The organism is Microbacterium sp. Z6_144 (assembly GCF_057197625.1).
This window is the reverse complement of sequence record NZ_JBXVPT010000001.1, coordinates 2,422,675-2,443,301: the sequence shown is the minus strand read 5'-3', so window position 1 is coordinate 2,443,301 and position 20,627 is coordinate 2,422,675. Positions and strand designations below refer to the sequence as shown.

General features: G+C 67.8%; 16 protein-coding genes. 10 read left to right on the top strand and 6 right to left on the bottom strand.

Annotated elements, in window-relative coordinates:
• Nucleotides 1-56 precede the first annotated feature (56 nt).
• The 6 genes from purE to AC2DGY_RS11840 all read left to right on the top strand — a co-directional run bounded on the left by purE (nucleotide 57) and on the right by AC2DGY_RS11840 (nucleotide 6,863).
• The gene (gene purE / locus AC2DGY_RS11865; RefSeq protein ID WP_484510015.1) at nucleotides 57-524 is read left to right on the top strand and encodes a 5-(carboxyamino)imidazole ribonucleotide mutase; all 468 of its coding nucleotides are present in this window, start codon (nucleotides 57-59) and stop codon (nucleotides 522-524) included.
• Nucleotides 521-1,990, top strand: a complete 1,470-nt coding sequence (locus tag AC2DGY_RS11860; protein ID WP_484509890.1) for an LCP family protein — start codon at nucleotides 521-523, stop codon at nucleotides 1,988-1,990. The genes purE and AC2DGY_RS11860 overlap by 4 nt, the downstream gene beginning before the upstream one ends.
• The gene (locus AC2DGY_RS11855) at nucleotides 1,987-3,072 is read left to right on the top strand and encodes a glycosyltransferase (protein ID WP_484509889.1); all 1,086 of its coding nucleotides are present in this window, start codon (nucleotides 1,987-1,989) and stop codon (nucleotides 3,070-3,072) included. The genes AC2DGY_RS11860 and AC2DGY_RS11855 overlap by 4 nt, the downstream gene beginning before the upstream one ends.
• Before the next feature lie 21 nt (nucleotides 3,073-3,093).
• Entirely contained in the window at nucleotides 3,094-4,026 is a 933-nt protein-coding gene (locus tag AC2DGY_RS11850) for a glycosyltransferase family 2 protein (RefSeq protein WP_484509888.1), read from the top strand.
• A 132-nt stretch (nucleotides 4,027-4,158) separates the two neighbouring features.
• Entirely contained in the window at nucleotides 4,159-4,614 is a 456-nt protein-coding gene (locus AC2DGY_RS11845) for a hypothetical protein (protein ID WP_484509887.1), read from the top strand.
• 17 nt (nucleotides 4,615-4,631) lie between these two features.
• Nucleotides 4,632-6,863: a hypothetical protein gene (locus AC2DGY_RS11840; RefSeq protein WP_484509886.1), complete on the top strand. Its 2,232-nt coding sequence runs from the start codon at nucleotides 4,632-4,634 to the stop codon at nucleotides 6,861-6,863.
• 12 nt (nucleotides 6,864-6,875) lie between these two features.
• Here the strand turns inward: AC2DGY_RS11840 and rfbD are convergent, their stop codons facing one another.
• The 3 genes from rfbD to rfbA are packed head-to-tail and all read right to left on the bottom strand — an operon-like array spanning nucleotide 6,876 to nucleotide 10,174.
• Nucleotides 6,876-8,294 carry a dTDP-4-dehydrorhamnose reductase gene (gene rfbD / locus AC2DGY_RS11835; RefSeq protein WP_484510014.1) on the bottom strand — a complete coding sequence of 473 codons (1,419 nt, stop codon included), beginning with the start codon at nucleotides 8,292-8,294 and terminating at the stop codon, nucleotides 6,876-6,878.
• Nucleotides 8,295-8,299: 5 nt separating this feature from the next.
• The gene (gene rfbB, locus AC2DGY_RS11830) at nucleotides 8,300-9,301 is read right to left on the bottom strand and encodes a dTDP-glucose 4,6-dehydratase (protein ID WP_484509885.1); all 1,002 of its coding nucleotides are present in this window, start codon (nucleotides 9,299-9,301) and stop codon (nucleotides 8,300-8,302) included.
• Between the two features lie 3 nt (nucleotides 9,302-9,304).
• On the bottom strand, nucleotides 9,305-10,174 hold the full coding sequence (gene rfbA / locus AC2DGY_RS11825) for a glucose-1-phosphate thymidylyltransferase RfbA (RefSeq protein WP_484509884.1): 870 nt from the start codon (nucleotides 10,172-10,174) through the stop codon (nucleotides 9,305-9,307).
• Nucleotides 10,175-10,372: 198 nt separating this feature from the next.
• On the opposite strand from rfbA, the gene AC2DGY_RS11820 reads away from it, so the two are divergent.
• From AC2DGY_RS11820 to AC2DGY_RS11805, 4 genes are read left to right on the top strand one after another with little or no spacing between them, the layout of a single operon-like run.
• Nucleotides 10,373-12,301 carry a rhamnan synthesis F family protein gene (locus AC2DGY_RS11820; RefSeq protein WP_484509883.1) on the top strand — a complete coding sequence of 643 codons (1,929 nt, stop codon included), beginning with the start codon at nucleotides 10,373-10,375 and terminating at the stop codon, nucleotides 12,299-12,301.
• Nucleotides 12,298-14,235 (top strand): rhamnan synthesis F family protein, encoded by a 1,938-nt coding sequence (locus AC2DGY_RS11815; RefSeq protein WP_484509882.1) that lies wholly within the window; start codon nucleotides 12,298-12,300, stop codon nucleotides 14,233-14,235. The genes AC2DGY_RS11820 and AC2DGY_RS11815 overlap by 4 nt, the downstream gene beginning before the upstream one ends.
• A gap of 42 nt (nucleotides 14,236-14,277) precedes the next feature.
• Nucleotides 14,278-15,198, top strand: coding sequence for an ABC transporter permease (locus tag AC2DGY_RS11810; protein ID WP_484509881.1), 921 nt, complete (start codon nucleotides 14,278-14,280; stop codon nucleotides 15,196-15,198).
• A 6-nt stretch (nucleotides 15,199-15,204) separates the two neighbouring features.
• A complete protein-coding gene (locus AC2DGY_RS11805; protein WP_484509880.1) occupies nucleotides 15,205-16,407 on the top strand; it encodes an ABC transporter ATP-binding protein in 1,203 nt (400 codons plus the stop codon).
• Between the two features lie 16 nt (nucleotides 16,408-16,423).
• On the opposite strand, the gene AC2DGY_RS11800 is transcribed toward AC2DGY_RS11805, so the two are convergent.
• The 3 genes from AC2DGY_RS11800 to AC2DGY_RS11790 are packed head-to-tail and all read right to left on the bottom strand — an operon-like array spanning nucleotide 16,424 to nucleotide 20,540.
• Entirely contained in the window at nucleotides 16,424-18,661 is a 2,238-nt protein-coding gene (locus AC2DGY_RS11800; RefSeq protein ID WP_484509879.1) for a glycosyltransferase family protein, read from the bottom strand.
• Nucleotides 18,658-19,707, bottom strand: coding sequence for a glycosyltransferase family 2 protein (locus AC2DGY_RS11795; protein WP_484509878.1), 1,050 nt, complete (start codon nucleotides 19,705-19,707; stop codon nucleotides 18,658-18,660). The genes AC2DGY_RS11800 and AC2DGY_RS11795 overlap by 4 nt, the downstream gene beginning before the upstream one ends.
• Nucleotides 19,704-20,540 (bottom strand): glycosyltransferase, encoded by an 837-nt coding sequence (locus AC2DGY_RS11790; RefSeq protein ID WP_484509877.1) that lies wholly within the window; start codon nucleotides 20,538-20,540, stop codon nucleotides 19,704-19,706. The genes AC2DGY_RS11795 and AC2DGY_RS11790 overlap by 4 nt, the downstream gene beginning before the upstream one ends.
• Nucleotides 20,541-20,627 lie beyond the last annotated feature (87 nt).

Below are 20,627 nucleotides of genomic sequence, written 5' to 3'. Positions count from 1 at the left end.
CTGGTCGGGTGACCCGGCCGCTGCATTCCTCCGAGACGCCTGTGGTCGGCGTCGTCATGGGTTCCGATTCCGACTGGCGCGTGATGAGCGACGCATCCCAGATCCTCACCGAACTGGGCGTCGCGCACGAGGTCGAGGTCGTCTCGGCGCACCGCACCCCCGACAAGCTGATGCGCTACGGGCGGGAGGCCCGGGCGCGCGGGCTCAAGGCCATCATCGCCGGGGCCGGCGGTGCCGCGCATCTCCCCGGGATGCTGGCCTCGGTCACGGCGCTCCCGGTCATCGGCGTGCCGGTGCAACTGGCGACGCTCGACGGGCTCGATTCGCTCCTGAGCATCGTGCAGATGCCCGCGGGAATCCCGGTGGCCACCGTGTCGATCAACGGCGCGAAGAACGCCGGGATCCTCGCCGCGCGCATCCTCGCCGCAGGGGACGACGCGCTGGCCGACCGTCTCGAGGCGTACGCGCGCGACCTCGAAGCGCAGGTCGAGGAGAAGAACCGCCGGCTGAAGGACTCCCTGTGAGTGTCGCCGCAGCCGACCGCGTGCGCCCTGGCGCGCGAGCGGTCGTGGAGAGCAGGCCGCTGCGCCACCCCGACGCGGGGTCGCGCCAGGTCATGACGCGGCGCGGCTGGTGGCTCGTGCTCTTGAACTTCCTGCTCCCCGGGGCGGCCCAGGTGCTCGCGGGGAGCCGCCGGCTCGGCCGGTTCGGACTCGGCGCGACGCTCGCCCTGTGGGGGGGCCTCATCCTCACCGGGCTGTTCGCGCTCCTCTCGCCGACCGCGCTCGTCTCCGCCGTGTCGGGCGCGTGGATCCCGGAGTGGTTCGCCTGGTTCCGCTGGGTGCCGCTGACGCTCGTGCAGATCCTCCTGCTGGGGTACGTCGTCCTGTGGATCGTGCTCACCGTCGACACGCTGCGGCTCGTCCGGCTGGTGCGCACCGGCGGTGCCGCCCGCTTCGGCATCGCCGCGCTCTCCGTCCTCCTCCTCGTCGGCGCCAGCATCGGCGGCGTGTGGGGAGCTCAGGCCGCGGGGACCGCGCGCGACACGCTCGGCGCGATCTTCGGTCAGTCGGCGCCGGTGGTCCCGCCGTCCGACGGGTACTACAACATCCTCCTTCTCGGTGCCGACAGCGGCGAGGGCCGCGACTCCATGCGGTTCGACAGCATCTCCGTGGTGTCGGTCAACGCCGCCAGCGGCGCCGTCACGATCACCGGCATCCCGCGGGACATGCCGCACTTCCCCTTCTCCGCCGGGCCCATGCAGGACAAATACCCGAACGGGCATGAAGGGCACGCCGATAGCACCTGCGGCTGGGGGAGCGGTGTCAATCAGCTCCGCACTGAGGTGGAGGTCTGCCAGGACGGCAGTCAGCTGTACCCGGATGCGGAGGCCAACGGCTCCGCCCCTGGGGTCGAGGCCACGAAGGATGCCGCCGAAGGAATCCTCGGCATCGAGATCTCGTACTACGTCTTCATCGACATGCATGGCTTCGCTGCTCTCGTCGACGCCCTCGGCGGGGTCGACATCACCGTCGAGCAGCGCCTGCCCAAGGGCGGCGGCCCCGCGTACTCCGGCCAGCCGGCCGAGGATTGGGCGATCGGATGGATCGAGGCCGGTCCGCAGCACATGGACGGCGACACCGCCCAGTGGTACGCCCGCTCGCGCTACACGACGAGCGACTTCGACCGCATGAAGCGCCAGCGTCAGCTCCAGGAGGCGATCCTCGCGCAGGCGAGTCCGCAGAACGTGCTCACGCGGTTCCAGGACGTCGCCGCCGCCGGTACCGCGATCGTGCAGACCGACCTTCCGCAGCCGTTGCTGCCGGCGCTCGTCGACCTGGCGATGAAGGCCAAGGAGCAGCCCGTGAGCACGATCGAGCTGACGCCCGAGGGCGGTATCGACGAGTTCGATCCCGACTACGCATACATCCAGGAGCTCGTCCGGACCACGCTGCACCCGCCGACCCCTTCTCCGGAGGCGGGCGGGTGACCGCCACGCTGCGGGTCATCCTCGACCAGCTCGTCTCACCCACGTCGCGCGATCTCGCCGAAGCGTCCCGCGAACTCGCGAGAGCGCTCATCGGTACGGCGCCACGGGGGGCGGACGTCGCCGGTATCGTGCCCCGTGGCGGCGAGGTGGACCGTCTCGACGGCCTGGTCGACGTCTCCACGCTGGGTCTGGCGCGGCGCGAGCTCGCCGCATCCTGGCAGATCGGCATCGCACCAGGCGTGGGAAAGGGCATGATCCACTCGCCCACCCTGTTCGCGCCCCTGGTGCGGCACGATCGGGTGCACGAGACGCATCAGATCGTCGCGACGGTATGGGACCTCCGCGCGTGGGAGGCGCCCGAGACGCTGGGGCGCGGTGAGGCCGCCTGGCACCGCGCGATGCTGAAGCGTGCCGAGAAGCACGCGGATGCGGTGGTCGTTCCCACCCACGCCCAGGCCGACCGGCTCTTGGAACTCGGGCGGTTCAGCGGCCGCATCCGCGTCATCGCGGGAGCGGCGCCCGACGGATTCCGCGTGCACACGGATGTCGCAGGCCGGCTGCGCTCGCTCGAGTTGCCGCCGCGGTTCGTTGCGATGGCCGGGGGCGCGGCCGAGTCGGACGGACTCGCGTTCGGGTTTCGCGCCGTCGTGGAGGCGGGCTGGGACGGGGAGGTCGTCGTTCTCGACTGCCCGGAGGGTCAGGAAGCGGCGGTGCGGGAGCGGGCCGCCGCTGCCGGCCTTTCGGAGTCACGCGTTCGCGTCCCGGCCGCGCTCGAACCGTTCGACCGCGCCTCCGTGCTCGGCAGCGCCGCCCTCTTCATCGCACCCTCGGAGCGGGCGGATTGGCCGTGGCGCGTCGTCGAGGCGATCACCGTGGGGACCCCCGTGGTGGCGGCCGACTCGCCCGTGCACCGCGAGGTGCTCGCGGACGCGGCTTCGTATGCGATCGACGGCCGATTCGCCGACGCGGCTGCGGCGGGTCTGGACGATGGTCGATTGCGCATTCTGGCGCAGGATCGCGCGAAGTCGTTCTCGTGGCGTGAGCACGGAGACCGCGTGTGGCAACTGCACGCCGAGCTCTGACGTTCTCATAGGCTGAGCATCATGCCCGCGCGCGTTGGAATCGTCGTCCGCACCGTCGATCGACCGGAGTTCTTGGCGCGCGCCCTCGCCGACCTGGCGGCGCAGACCTTCGCAGACTGGCGGGTCGTGGTCGTCAATGACGGCGGCGATGGAGCCGCCGTGCAGGCCGTCGTCGGAGAATCCGTCGTCGCCGATCGCGTGACGGTCCTCGACTCGCGTGAGCCCGGTGGCCGGTGCGTCGCAGCCAATACCGGCATAGAAGCCCTCGACACCGAGTTCGTCGTCGTGCACGACGACGACGATTTCTGGCATCCGGCCTTCCTGGAGCGCACGGTGGCATTCCTCGATGAGCATCCCTCGGACGCCGGCGTGGGGGTGGCGACGGCGATCGTCTACGAGGAACGCCGCGGCAATCGGTGGGTCGAGACGTTCCGCGTGCCGTTCTGGGCCGACCTCACAGAGCTGCGGTTCATCGATCTCCTCGAAGTCAATCGGGCCGTGCCGATCTCGCTCCTCTATCGCCGCAGCATCCACGACACCGTCGGCTACTACGACGAGACGATCGACGCGGTCGAGGACTGGGAGTTCTATCTCCGCGTGCTCGCCGTCGCCCGCCTCGGCTTCATCGGCGGGGAGCCGCTCGCCTTCTGGACTCAGAGGCCGGGAGTCGGGGGCGTGGACGGCAACAGCATGTTCGCCCTCGGTCATCTCCACGACCGCGACGACCTCGCCGTTCGCGATCGCGAACTGCGCGCGTGGGTCGCGACCAACGGGGCGGGACTGCCGCTGTACCTCGCCGACATCGAACGCCGGATCCGTGAGGACTTGCGACGCGAGATCCGAGACGGCTTCGAAAGGCAGCGCGCGGAGCTCCGCGCCGACATCGACTCGCACCAGCCGGTGTGGTCACGCCTCCGGCGGCTGCGGCGGCGCCTGGGCGCTCCCCGGCCATAACGGCGCGGCGACGCACCGGCGTGGGATACGGCCGGTTGACGAGAAGACCATGAGAATGACGGCGTGATGAGCGCGCGCGAGAGTCTGCTGTCCGGTCGAGGACGTCGAGCTGTACGGATATGGTCGGCGGGAGTGCTCCTGGTCGGTGCATTGTCGCTCGCCGCGTGCGCCACGCCCATGGGGGCGGGTCAGCCCTCGCCGTCCATCACCCCCAGTGAATCCACGCCGACCGCTGCACCCACGGAACCCGTGGCCTCACCCGACCCGACGCCGACGGAGTCGGCGACCGTCGTGACGCCGTACAACGGCGACGTGCTCATCGTGACGTCCGAGGTCATCGAGGGCCGACTCGAGGTGACCGCCATGATCCCCGGTGTGAGCGAGGCCGGGGGGACGTGCGCTCTGGAAGTGGCCGGGCTGACCGAGACCAGCTCCGTGAGCGGAAACGCCGGGAACGACGTGACGTATTGCGGCGTGATGGCGGTGCCGATCCCCTCCGGGACGGACCCCATCCGGTTCGAGGTCTCGTACAACTCGGATTCGACGCGGGCGAAGTCCGCCGCGTCGACGGTGGAGTCCGCCGGATGAGTCCTCGCCGCCGCCGCATGCGCAGCCTCGCGGGCGTTCTCGCCGCATGCTTCTCCGTCGTCGCTCTCCTCGTCGCGCTTCCCGCCACGGTGGCCCCGGCTCCGCAGGCCCAGGCGGCCAACGCAGCGGACTGGAATCCGGGCAACATCATCGACGATGCTGTCTTCTACGACTCCAACGCCATGGATGCGGGGGCCGTTCAGAGCTTCCTCAATCAGCGCGTGCGAAATTGTGCAGCAGGGTTCACCTGTCTGAAGGACTACCGGCAGAACACCGACAACAGACCGGCGGACCAGTACTGCGCCGGGTACACCGGGCGCGCCGGAGAATCCGCGGCCCAGATCATCGACAACGTGGCCCGGTCGTGCGGCATCAGCCAGAAGGTGCTCCTCGTCCTCCTGGAGAAAGAGCAGTCGCTCGTCACCCACACCTCCCCGGACGCCACGCGTTTTGCCAAGGCAACGGGTCAGGGCTGTCCGGACACCGCTCCGTGTGACACGGCGACGGCGGGCTTTTTCTACCAGGTCTACTACGCTGCGCGCCAGTACGAGATCTACCGTCTGAACCCCACCTGGTGGGGCTATCAGGCGGGACGTTGGAACAACATCCTGTACTCGCCCTATGCCGACCGAAACTGTGGGACGCAGCGGGTCTTCATCGAGAACCAGGCGACGGCCGGGCTGTACATCTACACCCCCTACGTGCCCAATGCTGCGGCACTGAACAACATGTACGGCGAGGGCGACCGCTGTTCCGCCTACGGCAATCGCAACTTCTGGCGCATCTTCACCGACTGGTTCGGGTCGACTCGAGGCGGGAGCGGAGTGGCCGCCATCGGCGCGGCCTACGAGCGCTACGGGGGCGCGAGCGGGCGCCTCGGCGCCGCAAGAGGCGTTGTCTCCTGCGGGCTCGCGCAAGGCGGTTGCTGGCAGGGCTTCGCGAACGGCGAGATTCATTGGACCGCATCAACCGGGGCCGTAGCCACCTTTGGTCCCATCTCGAGCGCCTGGCGCAGCGAGGGGAGCGAGACGGGCCCTCTCGGGTATCCCCGGACCGAGGAACTGTGCGTCCTGGTCAATAACGGCTGCTACCAGGAGTTCCAGAACGGTCAGATGCATTGGAGCGCGGCGAGCGGAGCGCAGCGCACTCTGGGTGCGGTGCTTGCGGAATGGCAGTCGCTGTCGAGCGAGCGCGGACCTTTGGGCTATCCGCTGGAGCGCGAGCGGTGCGTCCTGGTCGACAACGGCTGCTACCAATTGTTCCAGGGCGGTCAGGTGCACTATTCGCCTGCGAGCGGTGCTCATGCCACACGTGACCCCGCTCTGACCTACTGGCAGGGGCGAGGCGCAGAGAGGTCCATCCTGCGCTACCCGACCAGCGATCAGAACTGCGGGCTCAAGGATGGCGGCTGCTTCCAGCACTTCCAAGGCGGCCTCGTTCACTGGACCGCACAGACCGGTGTGCGCGCGACAGCTGGCGACACCCTCCAAGCGTGGGCGCGAACCGACTGGGAACGCGGTCCGCTGGGATATCCCACTGCTGATGACCGCTGCGGATTGGCTCAGGGCGGATGCCGTCAGGACTTTCAGGGCGGCAGGATCTATTGGCTGCCTTCGACGGGCGCGCAATGGGTGTACGGACCCATCTTGCAGAAGTGGGTCGAGTCCGGCGCCGAGTCGGGACCACTCGGGTATCCCCGCTCGTCTACGAGTTGCGTGTTGGCCGACGGTGGCTGCTACCAGGAATTCCAGAACGGGCAAATCCATTACTCGCCCGCAACCGGGGCACACGCGACGTCCGGCGCGACACTCAACCTGTGGCTGTCGCTCGGCAGCGAGAAGTCGCCGCTGGGGTACCCGGCCGGCGGTCTGCAGTGCGTACTGGCGAACGGCGGTTGCTACCAGGACTTCCAGGGCGGACAGATCCACTTCAGCCCCGGCTCCGGTGCGCACGCCACACGAGGTGACATCCTGCGGAAGTGGCAGCAACTGGGAAGCGAGAGGTCGTCGCTCGGGTACCCGCTAAGCGAGCAGAAGTGCGGGCTGCGGGCGGGAGGCTGTTACCAGGACTTCCAAGGAGGCCTCGTGCACTGGACGTCCGCCACCGGGGCGCACGCCACCCAGGGGGTCATTCTCCAGCGGTGGGCGGCAGCCGGCTACGAGCATGGAAGCTACGGCTATCCCGTCGCCGATGCGGTGTGCACGGCGGCCGGCTGCTCGCAGGCGTTCCAGGGGGGGACTATCCGATAGGGGAGTCCGCGCTCAATCCGCGATGTAGGCGGCCAGCGAGTCTCGTTGATCAGGGGCTGCGAATCCTCGCTCGACGATAGTCGTCAAGCGCAGCGCGCTGTTGGCGGGTCGAGGTGCGACGGGGCCGTGGGCGTTCGCGTAGTACTGCTCGGTGGTGACCGGCGTGACGCGGTCGGGGTCGTGGCCGGTGAGGCGGTAGACGTCGCGCGCGATTTCGTACCAGGTGGCGGTCTCGCCGGTGTTCGTGACGTTGTAGACGCCGTATGGTGCTGCCGTGTCGAGGAGGTGGCGGATGGCCTGGGCGATGGTGGGGGTGAAGGTGAGGCGCCCGGTTTGGTCGTTGACGACGGTGGGGTTGATCCCGCGTTCGGCAAGCGTCGCCATGGTGCGGACGAAGTTGCTGCCTTCGCCGATGACCCAGCTCGTGCGGATGATGTAGTGGCGGGGGACGACCGACACGATCGCGTCGCCGGCGGCTTTGGTCTGTCCGTAGACGCCGAGGGGCGAGATCGGGTCGGTTTCCGCGTATTCGCCGGGTTCCGTGCCATCGAAGACGTAGTCGCTGGAAATGTGGACGAGGGTGATTCCGTTTGCGGTGGCGATCCTCGCGAGCGCGGCGACGGCGGTGACGTTCGCAGCCCAGGCGTCGGCGCGGCCCTCGGGCGTTTCGGCTTTGTCGACGGCGGTGTAGGCGGCGGCGTTGATGATGGTGCCGTAGTCGCGCCAGCGCCGGGCCGTCAGCAGGTTCGGGTCGGTCAGGTCCAGCTCGGAACGGGTGGCGTAGTCGATCCCGTCGTGGTCGCCGAATTCGTCGCGCAGGGCCCTGCCGAGTTGACCGTTGGCGCCGGTGATCAGGATTCGCTGCGGCGGCATGGGGACGACGTCTGCCAGGCGGGGGTGGTTCTTGTCCTTCTCGCTGATCTCGACCTGATCGAGCGGGATGGGCCACTGGATCGCGGCGGTCTCGTCGGCGAGGTTGAGGAACGTGTAGGACGCCGTGGGTGACCAGTGGTCGTTGACCAGGTAGGTGTAAGCCGTGTTCTCTTCGAGGGTCTGGTAGCTGTTGCCCACACCGCGGGGCACGAAGATCGCCTTCGACGGGTCCAGTTCGGTGGTGTACACCGCACCGAAGGTCTCGCCTTCCCGCAGGTCGACCCAGGCGCCGAAGATGCGGCCGGTCGCGACGGAAACGTACTTGTCCCATGGTTCGGCATGGATGCCGCGGGTGGTTCCGATCGCGTCGTTGAAGGAGATGTTGTTCTGCACCGGCCCGAAGTCCGGCAGGCCGATGCCGGCGGCAGTCATCTTCTCCCGCTGCCAGTTCTCTTTGAACCATCCCCGTGCATCCCCGTGCACCGGCAGATCCAGTACCAGAACCCCCGGAATGGGGGTGGTGGTGACCGACAGCTCCTTGCCGAACTCGACGCCCATCGCAGTCACTGCCCCTTGCTGGCGTAGAACGCTTCCACGCCGTCCTTCGCGCCGGCCCACCAGGCCTCGTTGTCGCGGTACCAATCGATCGTCGCGGCGAGCCCGGCTTCGAAGTCCTGGTACCGCGGTGCCCAGCCCAGCTCGGTGCGGAGCCTGCTGGAGTCGATCGCGTACCGCAGGTCGTGACCGGCGCGATCGGTGACGTGATCGTACGCGTCGGCCGGTAAACCCATGGTGGTCAGGATGAGCTCGACGACGTCCTTGTTGCTGCGTTCCCCGTCGGCGCCGATCAGATACGTCTCCCCGATCACGCCCTTGTCCAAGATCGTCAGCACCGCACTGGAGTGGTCATCGGCGTGGATCCAGTCCCGCACGTTCTCACCCGCCCCGTACAGCTTGGGGCGGATCCCGCGGATCACATTCGTGATCTGACGCGGAATGAACTTCTCCACATGCTGGTAGGGACCGTAGTTGTTCGAACAGTTCGAAATGGTGGCCTGCACGCCGAACGAGCGCACCCATGCCCGCACCAACAGGTCGCTGCCAGCCTTGGTGCTGCTGTACGGAGAGGACGGGTTGTACGGGGTGTTCTCGGTGAACCGGGCCGGGTCGTCCAACTCCAGATCCCCGTACACCTCATCCGTGGAGATGTGATGAAACCGCGTCCCGTGCTTCCGGGCCGCTTCCAGCAGCGTGTACGTGCCGACGATGTTGGTGTCCAAGAACGGACGCGGATCATTCAGGGAGTTGTCATTATGGGACTCCGCCGCAAAATGCACGACCGCGTCCACGCCCGGGAACAGCGAGTCGACCAGGGCGACGTCGGCGATGTCTCCGACGACGAGATCGACACGGTCCTCGGGGAGCGTGGCGAGGGATTCCCGGTTGCCTGCGTAAGTGAGCTTGTCCAGCACCGTCACATGGTCATCGGTGTGCGCGATGACGTGGCGGACGAAGTTGGACCCGATGAATCCGGCACCGCCGGTGACAAGCAGGCGACGACCCATGGCTTACTTTCCTCGCTTCAACACGTTCAGAAGGTACGTCCCGTACCCGGACTTCACCAGCTTCTGGGCGCGTTCTTCGAACTGCTCATCCGACAGATAGCCCATCCGCCACGCGACCTCCTCGGGGGCACCGATCCGCATGCCTGTGCGTCGCTCCATCGTGCGGACATACTCCCCAGCATCCATCATCTGGTCGAACGTGCCTGTGTCCAGCCAGGCTGTGCCGCGCGGCAGCACCTCGACCTGCAGCTTGCCGCGCCTCAGATACTCGAGATTCACATCCGTGATCTCCAGCTCCCCGCGCGGCGACGGCTGCAGATTCCGGGCGATGTCCACCACATCGTTGTCGTAGAAATACAGCCCCGGCACCGCGAAATTGCTCTTCGGCTCCGCCGGCTTCTCCGCCAACGACACCGCCCGACCATCCGCACCGAACTCCACCACCCCGTACGCGGACGGCTCCGCCACCCAGTACGCGAACACTGCGCCGCCGTCCACATCCGCATACCGCTGCAGCTGCTCCCCGAGTCCCGGCCCGTACAGGAGGTTGTCGCCGAGGACCAGGGCCACCCTGTCCTCGCCGATGAAATCCGCGCCGATCGTAAAGGCCTGCGCCAAGCCGTCCGGGCTCGGCTGTGTCCGGAACGACAGGCTGATCCCGAACTGCGACCCATCGCCGAGGAGACGTTCGAAAGCCGCCGCGTCGTGCGGCGTGGTGATCACAAGAATCTCGTCGATCCCGGCCAGCATCAGCGTCGACAGCGGGTAGTACACCATCGGCTTGTCGTACACCGGCACCAACTGCTTTGATACGCCCAAAGTGATCGGATGCAACCGCGTCCCCGAACCGCCCGCCAGGATGATTCCGCGCATATTTACCGCTCCTCCGCCTCACCGACCCCACAAGGCTAACCTTTCCTCCCGCGCGCCTCGAATTGGAGATGTGAGTCGTGGAATTTGCCATCGCGCGCCCGGGTGCCCGGACGGCTGTCGGTGCAACGATCCTCGCAGGGTAAAATCGGTGGTTCGTGCGCCGCCTTCATAAGAGACAGCGCGAGAGGACGGACGAGAGTGGAACGCGATCAGCAGCAGGAGTCCGAGCACGATTCGCCGCTCCGCCGTTGGATCGTCTATGCGATCGGGCGCGGGCAGCAGGCGCCCGACCGCCACGTCGTCCACGCATTGCAGGCGCTCCGTCCCTTCGCCGTGCGACTGCTGGTCGTGCACCCCGGCCCGCTCAAGGGCCCGCACGCGGAAAGCATCGTGGCCCTCGCCGACGAGACGGTGACCACCGCCGAGGAACGGTTTTCACCGTCCGATTACGCGCTCGCGCTCGACCGACTGGCGCCGCTCGACGACGTGGACGAGCTCGTGCTGACCGGAGACGCCTGGTTCGGGCCGGTGCGCGAGCTGCGTCCCGTGATCGAGCGCATGGACGCGACGCCCGCGGATTTCTGGACCATGGTGGAGAACGCGCGCGGTCCGCGCGAGTCGTTCCCGGACCAGGACTTCGCGGCGGTCCCGCAGCCGTGGCAGTGGGTGGCGGCCCGACGGTCGGTCTTTCAGAGCGATGCCTGGCGGCAGTACTGGAATCAGGATCGCTCCGAGTCGGAGCAGGTGGCGCAGGAGGCGCAGTTCGCCGCCCACTTCCGTGCTCGCCGCTTCGCGGGCGGGGAGGCGTTCTCAGTCGCCAATTTCACCTCGGACGACGCGGCCCTCTTTGCGGCGGAGGAGCTACTTGATGCGGGCTATCCGTTCGTCGACGGCGCGGTATTCACCAGCTACCCCTCCTTCCTCGATCGCAACGGGGTGCTGGGCAGGGAAATCGCGCAGACGATGGGGGAGTACGGATATCCCCTCGACCTGCTGTGGGCCCACCTCGCGCGCACGACCGCTCCGAAGACCATCTACACCAACCTGGGAATGCTCGAGGTCCTGCCGGAGGAGGAGGTCGCGTACGACCCGGACGCGCCTCTGCGCCTGGCCGCTATCGTCCACATCACTGATCTCGAGGGCACCGACGAGATCCTCGCCCGCCTGAACAATCTCCCGACACCGTTCGACCTCTACGTCACCACGACGGAAGGCACCTCTGGCGCGCGCTTGGAGCGCATATTGGAGTCGTGGGTGGACGGGACCGATCGGACATCCGAAGTGCGCGTGACACCGCGAAACTTCGGGCGTGACATGAGCGACTTCTTCGTCGCGTTCCGCGACGTGCTCCGCTCCGATCGCTACGACGTCGTGGTGAAGCTGCACTCGCGGCACGCCTGGTGGAAGACGGTCAATCGCCGCCGCTACTTCCGCCGTTATCAGCTGGAGAATCTACTCAGCAGCCCCGGGTACGCGCGCAACCTGCTTGGTCTGTTCCAGAGGGAGCCGGGGCTGGGACTGGTCTTCCCACCGATGATCAACATCGGTTACGCGACCATGGGCAACGGGTGGAGCTACCTCCGAGCGCCCGCGGAGGCCCTCGTCAAGCGCCTCGGGATCCACGTGCCTTTGGACGCAGTCTCACCCCTCGCCCCCTACGGTGGGATGTGGGTGGCGCGGCCTGCGGCACTGCGCATTCTGACCGACGTGGACTGGACCTTTGATGACTACGGCCAGCCTCATGAGCGGGAGTACCGCAGTCTCGCCCGCCTGCAGGAGCGCCTCGTCACCTACGCCGCCGGCGAGCGCGGATATCACTCGCGGACGGTTATGAACGCCGAGCACACGTCGATCAGCCACACAGCCGTCGACTTCAAGCTCGACCAGATGCTCTCCACGACGCACGGGTGGCCGGTGCAGCAGATCCAGCTCCTTCACCGCGCGGGATACACCGGGTACGGCGGAACGGTCGCCCTCATGCGGATGTACCTCCGCCTCCACCATCCCGGAGTAGTGCGGGCACTCGGCCCGCTCTATCGACTCGCTTTCCGCGCCTACGCCGTTACGGCGCCGGTACGTCGGCTGGTGGGGCTCCTGCGGCAGAAGGAAGGCGGGGCGAACCGATGAAGACGGCCGAACTGATCGGTTACCCGGAGCGCGCCGCGCAGACGTTCCCCGAAGACGGCAAGCGACTACTCATCTACGTCGTGTACGACCGGCGCGGCGATGTCGAGGAGTACATCCCCTACGCACTGACGGCGTTGCGCGCGCACTGCACCCACATCCTGGTCATGGTGAACGGGCTGCTCAGCCCGTCCGGACGAGAGCGGCTCGAGGCCGTCTCCGATCGAGTGGTCGTGCGAGAGAATCGCGGCTTCGATAGCTGGGCGTACAAGGAGGGCCTTGACCTCATGGCCGACCGGATGTCGGAGTTCGATGAGGTCCTCCTTCTCAACGACACGTGGTTCGGGCCCATCCGCCCTTTCGAGCCGGTCTTCGAGCGCATGAACCGACGGGCACTGCATTTCTGGGGGATGACCGACCACATGCGCGTGGAGCCCAATCCCTTCACGCAAACGGGCTACCTGGCCTACCACCTTCAGTCGTACTGGGTCGCCGCGCGAAGGGACATGTTCCTGAGCCCCGAGTGGCTCGCCTATTGGCGGGATCTGCCGGAGATGAATTCCTACAACGACGCGGTGGCCAAGCACGAGGGAGTCTTCACCGAGCATTTCACCGGACTCGGTTTCTCCGGCGAGGTGGCGTTTCCCACGCTCACCGACATGCACGAGAACCAGTCGATCCTGTACGCCGAGCAGCTCATCGAGGCGGGGTGCCCGACACTCAAGCGCAGGCCGTTCTTCCAGTGGCCCGTCTTCATGGATCACGTGGCCGTGGTGGGACGCTGGACGCTGGAGGCCGCCGCGCGCACCGGGTATCCGACAGAACTGATTTACCAGGATCTGGCCCGCAACGTGGAGCCGCGCGTCCTCAACGCGGACGCGGCCATGCTCGAAGTCCTCTCGCCAGCGGTTTCCTCGTACGACCGCGCATCCCCCCTGCGCACGATCGTGATCGCGCACATCTACTATCCGGAGATGACGGGCGAGATGCTCGACCGAACGGACACCCTGCCAGGCGCGTACGACCTGCTCGTGACAACGCCGGACGAGCGTCGGGCGGATGAGATCCGCTCCGAGCTCGCGCGGCGCGAGCCGCGCGGGTCGGTCGAGGTGCGCGTTGTCGCTTCCAATAACGGACGCGATCAGGCCGCGTTCTTCATCGGCTGCCGCGACGTGCTCCTCGACGGCGGCTACGAGTTGGTCGTCAAGATCCACTCGAAGAAGACCCCGCAGGACGGGGCGAACGTCGGTCGTCACTTCCGTCGCCAACAGTTCGACAACCTGCTGGCCAGCACCACACAGACGGGCAATATCGTCGCGATGTTCCAGCGAGAGCCGGGACTAGGACTGGCGTATCCGCCCACCATTCACATCGGGTACCCGACGATGGGCCACGGCTGGTGGGCGAATCGTCCGGGATTCGAGAAGATGCGGGAGGATCTCGGCGTGCGCGTGCCGATGGACGAGATCTCCCCGCTCGCGCCGTACGGATCCATGTTCTTCGCCCGCCCCGAGGCGCTGCGACTCCTGGTGGAGCACGAGTGGACCTACGAGGAGTTCGGGGGAGCTGAGGCCTACAGGGACGGCGGCCTCGCGCACGTCCTCGAGCGGATGCCGAGCTATGCGGCCGGTGAACTCGGCTTCCACACCCGCACGGTCGCGACGCCTGAGTACCTCGCCAAGAGCTATCCGATCCTCGACTTCACGCTTGACCAGGTGTCTCGGACCATGCCCGACCACACGATGCATCAGGTGGATTTCCTGAAGCGCGCCGGCGATATGGGCAACGGCTCGGCCCGCGACTTCGTCAACATGTGGGTACGTCTGCACCGGCCGGGCGCCCAAGGACGGGCGGATGCGCTGTTCGCTCGCACCGAGGCGCTTCGCGGAGTTCTGTGGCGGCTTCGTCACCCGCGGACGTGGCGGCGTCGTCATTGAGTTCCCAGGGTCCCGGCTCGCCCGGCGATAGGATTGTAGGACATGCCTGAAAACCACGCCGCCGCGGCAGAGGAGCGCTACGCGCGGCTAGCAGCGGCGCCGATGCAGCACATCGGCGGCTCGACGGGTCTGGGGCTCGTGGCCCTGGGCCGGTCGATCACGGACCTCTTCGCGCACAGACAGACGCTCGATCTCCTGATCCGGCGCGACATCAAAGCGCGCTACAAGGACTCGGTGCTCGGGTTCATGTGGGCTCTGGTCCGTCCTCTCATCCAGCTCGCGGTGTACTTCATCGTGCTCGGCCAGTTCCTGGGTGCCGCGCGCGGCATCCCCGACTTCGCCATCTTCGTCTTCGCCGGCCTCACGGCGATGGGGCTGTTCCAGGAGATCGCCGTCGGAGGCACGGGCTCCGTCCTGGCGAACGGCGGCGTAGTGAAGAAGGTGTACCTGCCGCGCGAGATCTTCCCGCTGGCCAGCACCGGCTCCGCCGTCTTCAACTTCGGGATTCAACTCGTCGTGCTCGTCGTCGCGACGGTGATCGCAGGGAAGCCACCGGTGCATTTCGGGCTTGTCTACGCCGTGCCCGCCGTGCTTCTGATCCTCGTCTACGGAGTCGCTTTCGCCCTCTTCTTCTCGGCCGTGAACGTCTACCTTCGCGATGTGCACTACCTGGTCGAGGTGCTGACGATGCTCCTGATCTGGCTCTCACCGGTGCTCTACTCCTGGCAGATGGCGCGGGACATCATCGCGAACCCGCTTCTGCTGGAGGTCTACACGAACAATCCGCTGACGCTGGCCATCCTGGGCTTTCAGCAGGCGTTCTGGGTCGCGGGCGATACGCTCCCCACGCCCGAGCATCTGGCCCTCCGGATGTTGGCGGCATTCCTCGTCGGCCTGGTTCTCCTGTTCATCAGTCATCGCGTCTTCATGCGTCTACAGGGCAACTTCGCCCAGGAATTGTGAGTACGGGTGAGCAATCGATCTGTCGGCGTCGCTCACGAGCGACCGGAGGTGGTCGTCCTCGACGGGGTGTCCAAGCGGTTCACGGTTCGCAGGGACTCGTCGGTGAAGGAGCGCGTCGTGACGCTCGGCCGCGCCGGGAGGCGACACCGACAGGACTTCTGGGCGCTGAGCGACGTCGACCTGAAGATCCGAGCGGGAACGACGGTCGGCCTCATCGGGCACAACGGCTCGGGGAAGAGCACTCTGCTCAAGGTCATCGGGGGGATCATTCAACCCTCGAGCGGAGCAGTCGCGCAGCGGGGGCGGATTGCCGCGCTGATCGAGCTGGGGGCGGGCTTCCACCCCGACCTCAGCGGCCGTGAGAACGTCTATCTGAATGCGTCTGTGCTCGGGCTCACTCGCGCGCAGACGCGGGCGAGTTTCGATGACATCGTGGAATTCTCGGGCGTCGGTGAGTTCATCGACACCCAGGTGAAGTTCTACTCGTCGGGGATGTTCGTGCGGCTCGCGTTCGCGATCGCGGTCCACACCGATCCCGACATCCTGCTCGTCGACGAGGTGCTGGCAGTCGGTGACGAGCAGTTCCAACGGAAGTGCCTGGACAAGATCAAGGAGTTCCAGAAACAGGGCCGGACGATCATCATCGTTTCGCACGCGCTCGACCAGATCGAGGAGCTCTGCGACCGGGTAGTACTCATGCACCGCGGACGTGTGGCGTACGACGGACTTGCCGATGTTGCCGTCGAGCGGTTCCGCGAGCTTCTTGAGGAGAACGCGGTCGGCCAAGCTCGGCCCGAGCAGATCAGCCGCGCGGCCGAGATCGAGCGCATCGAGGTGCTCGACTCCGACGGGCGAAATGTCGGGGAGATGCGCCGCGGCGAGTCCTTCCGACTGCGGATAACGGTGCGGGCGGAGCGTGACCTCCAGCGATGGGCGATCGGCTTCAGCATCGATACGGCGAACGGTCAGCTGGCGCTGGCGTCCAACACGGATCTCCTGGGAGTCCAGCTCCCGCCGCTCACCGGATCCCGCACGGTGGAGGTCGCCGTGGACCGCCCGCAGCTCAATATCGGCAGCTACTACGTCAACGCCAACCTCAACGGCGTCAGCGAACCGAGCGCCCACGCCCTCATGCAGGGCGCGGAGTTCACCGTCCGCGGCGAGAGCACCTCCCTCGGTGCCGTCGCTGCGGACGTGCGCATCTTCTGACGTCGAGTGCAGCGCCTCAGCGCGTGTCCAGCACCGCGTCCAGGAGTGTTCGCGCGCGCGCGTCGAACGAGTGCTTCCTGCGTACGTCGACCGAGATGCGCAGGAGTTCGTCGTCGTCCGGGAACTGGGCGTCGAGGTCTCCACGCAGCAGGGCGATGAGCTCCTCCTCACGACGGTAGGTGAGCACGGCGCCGCCGAAGAGCTCCGCGATCCCTTCCACATGGTCGCTGATCACCCGCCCGCCTGCCGCGACGACGTCGTACGGACGGTTGGCGATGAACCCGCGTTCCCGCATCGCCGGCCAGTGATCGTTGAGGACCGCAGCCGCCGTCTCGTAGACCGCGGGCAAGTCCGCGTTCGGGATGCCGGTTCCGGCGATCGAGCGCGCGGGGATCCACGCGCGCCAATCGGGGCCGTAGACGCGCACCGGGATGCCGGCGCGAACCGGTGCGACCACCGAGGGCCGAAGGATGCCACGGGCCGTGCCGACGAAGACGACGTCTGAACCGCGAGGCAGGCCAACCGGCCGGAACCGGGTTGGGTCGGTGCACTGGAGGAGAGGCCGCACCTCCCGCCCGAACAGCGCGCCGGCCTCGCGCGCCCAGGGCGCCGATGCGGCGAAGACCACATCGAAGCCGGAGAGGGCCTCTGCGGTGATCTCGTCGGGATGACTGATGATCCACGCGATGGAAGTTCCCGTTTCGGCGGGTTCGAGGTGCTCGGGGCCGCGCAGCGCGAGCGTCACGTCGTCGAGGTGCGAGGTGGAGCGATGTCGGGCGGGATACGCATCGATCACGACCTCCTGGCCGAGACGCCGGAGGGCGTCGGCCAGCCCGCGCGCGAAGTGCGTGTCTCCCCACCACTCGCCGCGAGGACCGGCGGGCGCGGCGGTGCGAATCGCCCACCGGAGAGCCGGCACTCGCGATCCGTCGGGAAGGACGCTCGATCGCGGCGCCCGCCTCAGCCCGGAGACGGTCCCCTCTTGGGCTGGCTCCCAACCCGCCCGCTGAAGCAGATCGCGTGCCGACGGGTCGGGACGGGGGGTGCTGCCCACGTCGACGACGCTGCGCGCGCGTGCGACCAGATCGACGCGCACCTCAAGCGGAGCGGTGGCCGCGAGAGACGCTGCGGCGGCGATCTCCTCGTCGTCGGGGAGGGGGGGCATCAGCGTCGCCGGCGCCGCAACCACGACGCCGGCGAGGGCCGGCACCTCCACGACGCCCCCTTCCGCGAGCGCCGCGGCGTCTTCCGATGGATGCCCCGCGAGGATCCTTCCTTCACGAGCGGCGCCGACGGCGGCGATGGTCCCGTCGTCGGCGAGCCACAGCGGTGCGACGAGCCGGCCGCGTTCCGCGTGCGCGGCGAGAGCAGCCATGTCCTGCGCGCTCATGGCCGTGTTCGTGCCCCGGAGGATGAGCACGCCCGCCCGGCTCGAGGCGCGTAGCTCCTCCAGGCCCTGAGCCGTCGACGCGCGGGGGCGCAAGATCGCCCGCACCCCGGACGTGCATCGCGTGAGGAGGGAGACCTGCGCCCAGACTTCGGGATCCGACGCCGTCAACACGATCGCGACGGGGCGACCCGAGGCGGCGAAGGTCGCCGCCTCGGCGAGCGACTCGTCGAAGTCGCGTTCGTGCTCCCCGATCGCCATGAGCAGCTCTGTTCCACCCGCGGTAGAAGAGGATGCTGCGTCCGCATCGCTTCCCCACGCGGCGGCCTCCGCCGCGTGGGCGACCACGGCGGCGAGCGTCTCACCGTTCGCCGGAGCCGGGAGGGCGTCCGGGCCGAACGGAAGAGACTCTGTGCGCCGTCGCCGCCACGCGGCTCCGACGGCGGCGCCGGGTTCCTGGGCGCGCTCGGGGTGGCGGCGGAGGTAGGCGCCGGCATCCCATAGCGGACTCACCTGCACGCCCGACGGGTCGTGGGTGAGGTAGGCGTACAGCGCGGGCACCTGGAACAGGCCCGGCAGGTGATCGCCGACGGCGACGTCGACGAAAAGGGGGTTCAGCCTGAAGCCGGTCTGGTAGCCGCGCCGGGAGTAGCGTCGCACCGCTGCCCGCGACGAGATGCGACGCCCGACCTGAGCCGCGACGTAATCGTCGGCCACAAGGTCGGCGGCGTTGATGACTCGAGCCCACCGGCGGCTGTTGATCTCGATGACCACGGCGCGGGCGACGCGACGAGCGACCCGGAAGGGAAAGCGCAGAAGGCGGGAGGTCGCGGTGATGGGACCCGACGGCGTCGCGCGTCCGGTCATCGGTCGTCGGCCACGGCTGCACGATCCGCGACCGACGGTGCGACCCGTTGCCGCGGTTGCCGCGGGCCTGTCTCCGACACTTCCTTCCCCGTCCACTCCCCGCGGAAGGCGTAGAGCGGACGGTTCTGCGTTTCGATGTAGATCCTGCCGATGTAACTGCCGAGGATCCCGAGCATCATCATCTGGATGCCGCCCAGGAGGAACATCCCCGCGACGACGAATGTCCAGCCTTCGACGAGGGTCTCCGGGCTGACGAGACGAGCGATCACGAGGTAGACGACCCAGATGAAGGAGAGAGCCGCGAGGATGGAGCCGGCGCGGCTGATGAACCTCAGCGGGAGCGTGGAGAATCCGAAGATGCCGTCGCCCGCGAGCCTCAGCATCTTCCGGATCGGGTAGCCGCTCTCGCCGGCGAAGCGTGCGTCTCGGTCGAAGGGCACCGCGACCTGCGTGAAGCCGATGTACGCGACGAGCCCGCGGACGAACCGGTCGTGCTCGCGGTAGCGCCGTAGCTGGTCGACGACCTTGCGGTCCATGAGGCGGAAGTCGCCCGTGTTGCGGGGGATGTCGATCGCCGCCAGGCGCGACAGCGTCCAGTAGAACGCGTGTGCGGTGAAGCGCTTGAACGCGGTGTCCTGCCGCGAACGGCGCTGCGCATAGACGACGTCGGCGCCGTCCTCCCAGGCACGAATGAGGTCGACGCTTACCTCTGGAGGGTCCTGCAGATCGGAGTCCATCACGATCACCGCGTCGGCGTCCGCCACATCGACACCGGCGGTGATAGCGGTCTGGTGCCCGTAGTTCCGCGCGAAGGAGTGCACGGAGACCCGCCGGTCCTGCGCGCGGAGCTCGAGCAGGAGGCGGAGGGAGGAGTCCTTGCTGCCATCGTCGACGAAGATGAAGTCGACGTCGTACCGCTCCTCCAGGGGGTCGGTGACCGCTCGCATCCGCGTGTAGAGGGTGGGGATGGTCGCTTCCTCGTTGTAGATGGGGAAGACGAACGAGATTCGACGTCGGGAGTCGGGGGGAATGGGGCTGTCGGTCACGACATCCGGCCTTTCAGGAGGGAGTAGACGATTCTGCGCTGGTAGGCGAGCCGGCGGGCCCGGCGATTGCCCAGGCGCACATCGGCATCGCTCACGGCACGGGGCAGCCGGTCGCGCACGCCGGCATGGAGCGCGGCCATCTGCGCGGCCTGCTCGCGGGCGAGCGCGACGCTCCATTGACCGCCGCTGAGCCGGAACGTGGATGCGGTGGCGAGGTCGGGTGCGAAGTCGCCGCGTTCGAGGACGCGGATGTAGGTGGAGACGTCGATCGCGTATGCGGTGGCGGCGTCCCACATGCCCGCCGCGAACAACGCGTCGCGCCGCATCATCACGGCGCCGGGCTCCCCGAAGAGGTTCGTGCCGGCACGCACCGTGGCTCGGATCGCCTCAGCGCCGGGCACGCGCGCGGTGAGGGGGCCGAGGCCGCGCGCGCTCATGACGGCCTTGCCCCGCGCGTCGACCACGTCTCTGCGCCCGGCCGTCAGGACGATGCCCGGATCCGCGTCCAGGATCTCAGCCTGACGCGCGAGGGAGCCGGGAAGGAGGAGGTCGTCGCCGGGAAGGAGTTTCACGAAACGGGCGCGCGTCGCGGCGGTCCCCTCGTTCCAATTGCGCGGGGCGCCGCCGCCGGGCGACGTCCGCATCAGGCGTACGCGTGGGTCGGCGGCGTAGGACTGAAGGCGTTCCCACGTGCCATCGCTTGAGGAATGGTCAGCGACGATGAGTTCGAACTCGACACCCTTCTGACCCAGCACCGAGGCGATCGTCTCGTCGATGTATGCCGCTTGCTGGAAGCTGGGGACCACGACGGACACGGTGGGCTCGTGCGTCATCACAGTCCTTTCATCGCGCGGAGGGGTCGGGTTCGCGCGCTGGCTAGGGTACCGCAGCGTCCCGGACGGACGCCGGGGCGCGCAGCC

Bases quoted from the DNA above. Each gene is read 5' to 3' on its own strand.
- purE (WP_484510015.1), top strand. From the start codon at position 57: ATGGGTTCCGATTCCGACTGGCGCGTGATGAGCGACGCATCCCAGATC.
- AC2DGY_RS11850 (WP_484509888.1), top strand. From the start codon at position 3,094: ATGCCCGCGCGCGTTGGAATCGTCGTCCGCACCGTCGATCGACCGGAG.
- AC2DGY_RS11840 (WP_484509886.1), top strand. From the start codon at position 4,632: ATGCGCAGCCTCGCGGGCGTTCTCGCCGCATGCTTCTCCGTCGTCGCT.
- rfbD (WP_484510014.1), bottom strand. From the start codon at position 8,294: ATGGGCGTCGAGTTCGGCAAGGAGCTGTCGGTCACCACCACCCCCATT.
- rfbB (WP_484509885.1), bottom strand. From the start codon at position 9,301: ATGGGTCGTCGCCTGCTTGTCACCGGCGGTGCCGGATTCATCGGGTCC.
- rfbA (WP_484509884.1), bottom strand. From the start codon at position 10,174: ATGCGCGGAATCATCCTGGCGGGCGGTTCGGGGACGCGGTTGCATCCG.
- AC2DGY_RS11815 (WP_484509882.1), top strand. From the start codon at position 12,298: ATGAAGACGGCCGAACTGATCGGTTACCCGGAGCGCGCCGCGCAGACG.
- AC2DGY_RS11810 (WP_484509881.1), top strand. From the start codon at position 14,278: ATGCCTGAAAACCACGCCGCCGCGGCAGAGGAGCGCTACGCGCGGCTA.
- AC2DGY_RS11800 (WP_484509879.1), bottom strand. From the start codon at position 18,661: ATGACCGGACGCGCGACGCCGTCGGGTCCCATCACCGCGACCTCCCGC.
- AC2DGY_RS11790 (WP_484509877.1), bottom strand. From the start codon at position 20,540: ATGACGCACGAGCCCACCGTGTCCGTCGTGGTCCCCAGCTTCCAGCAA.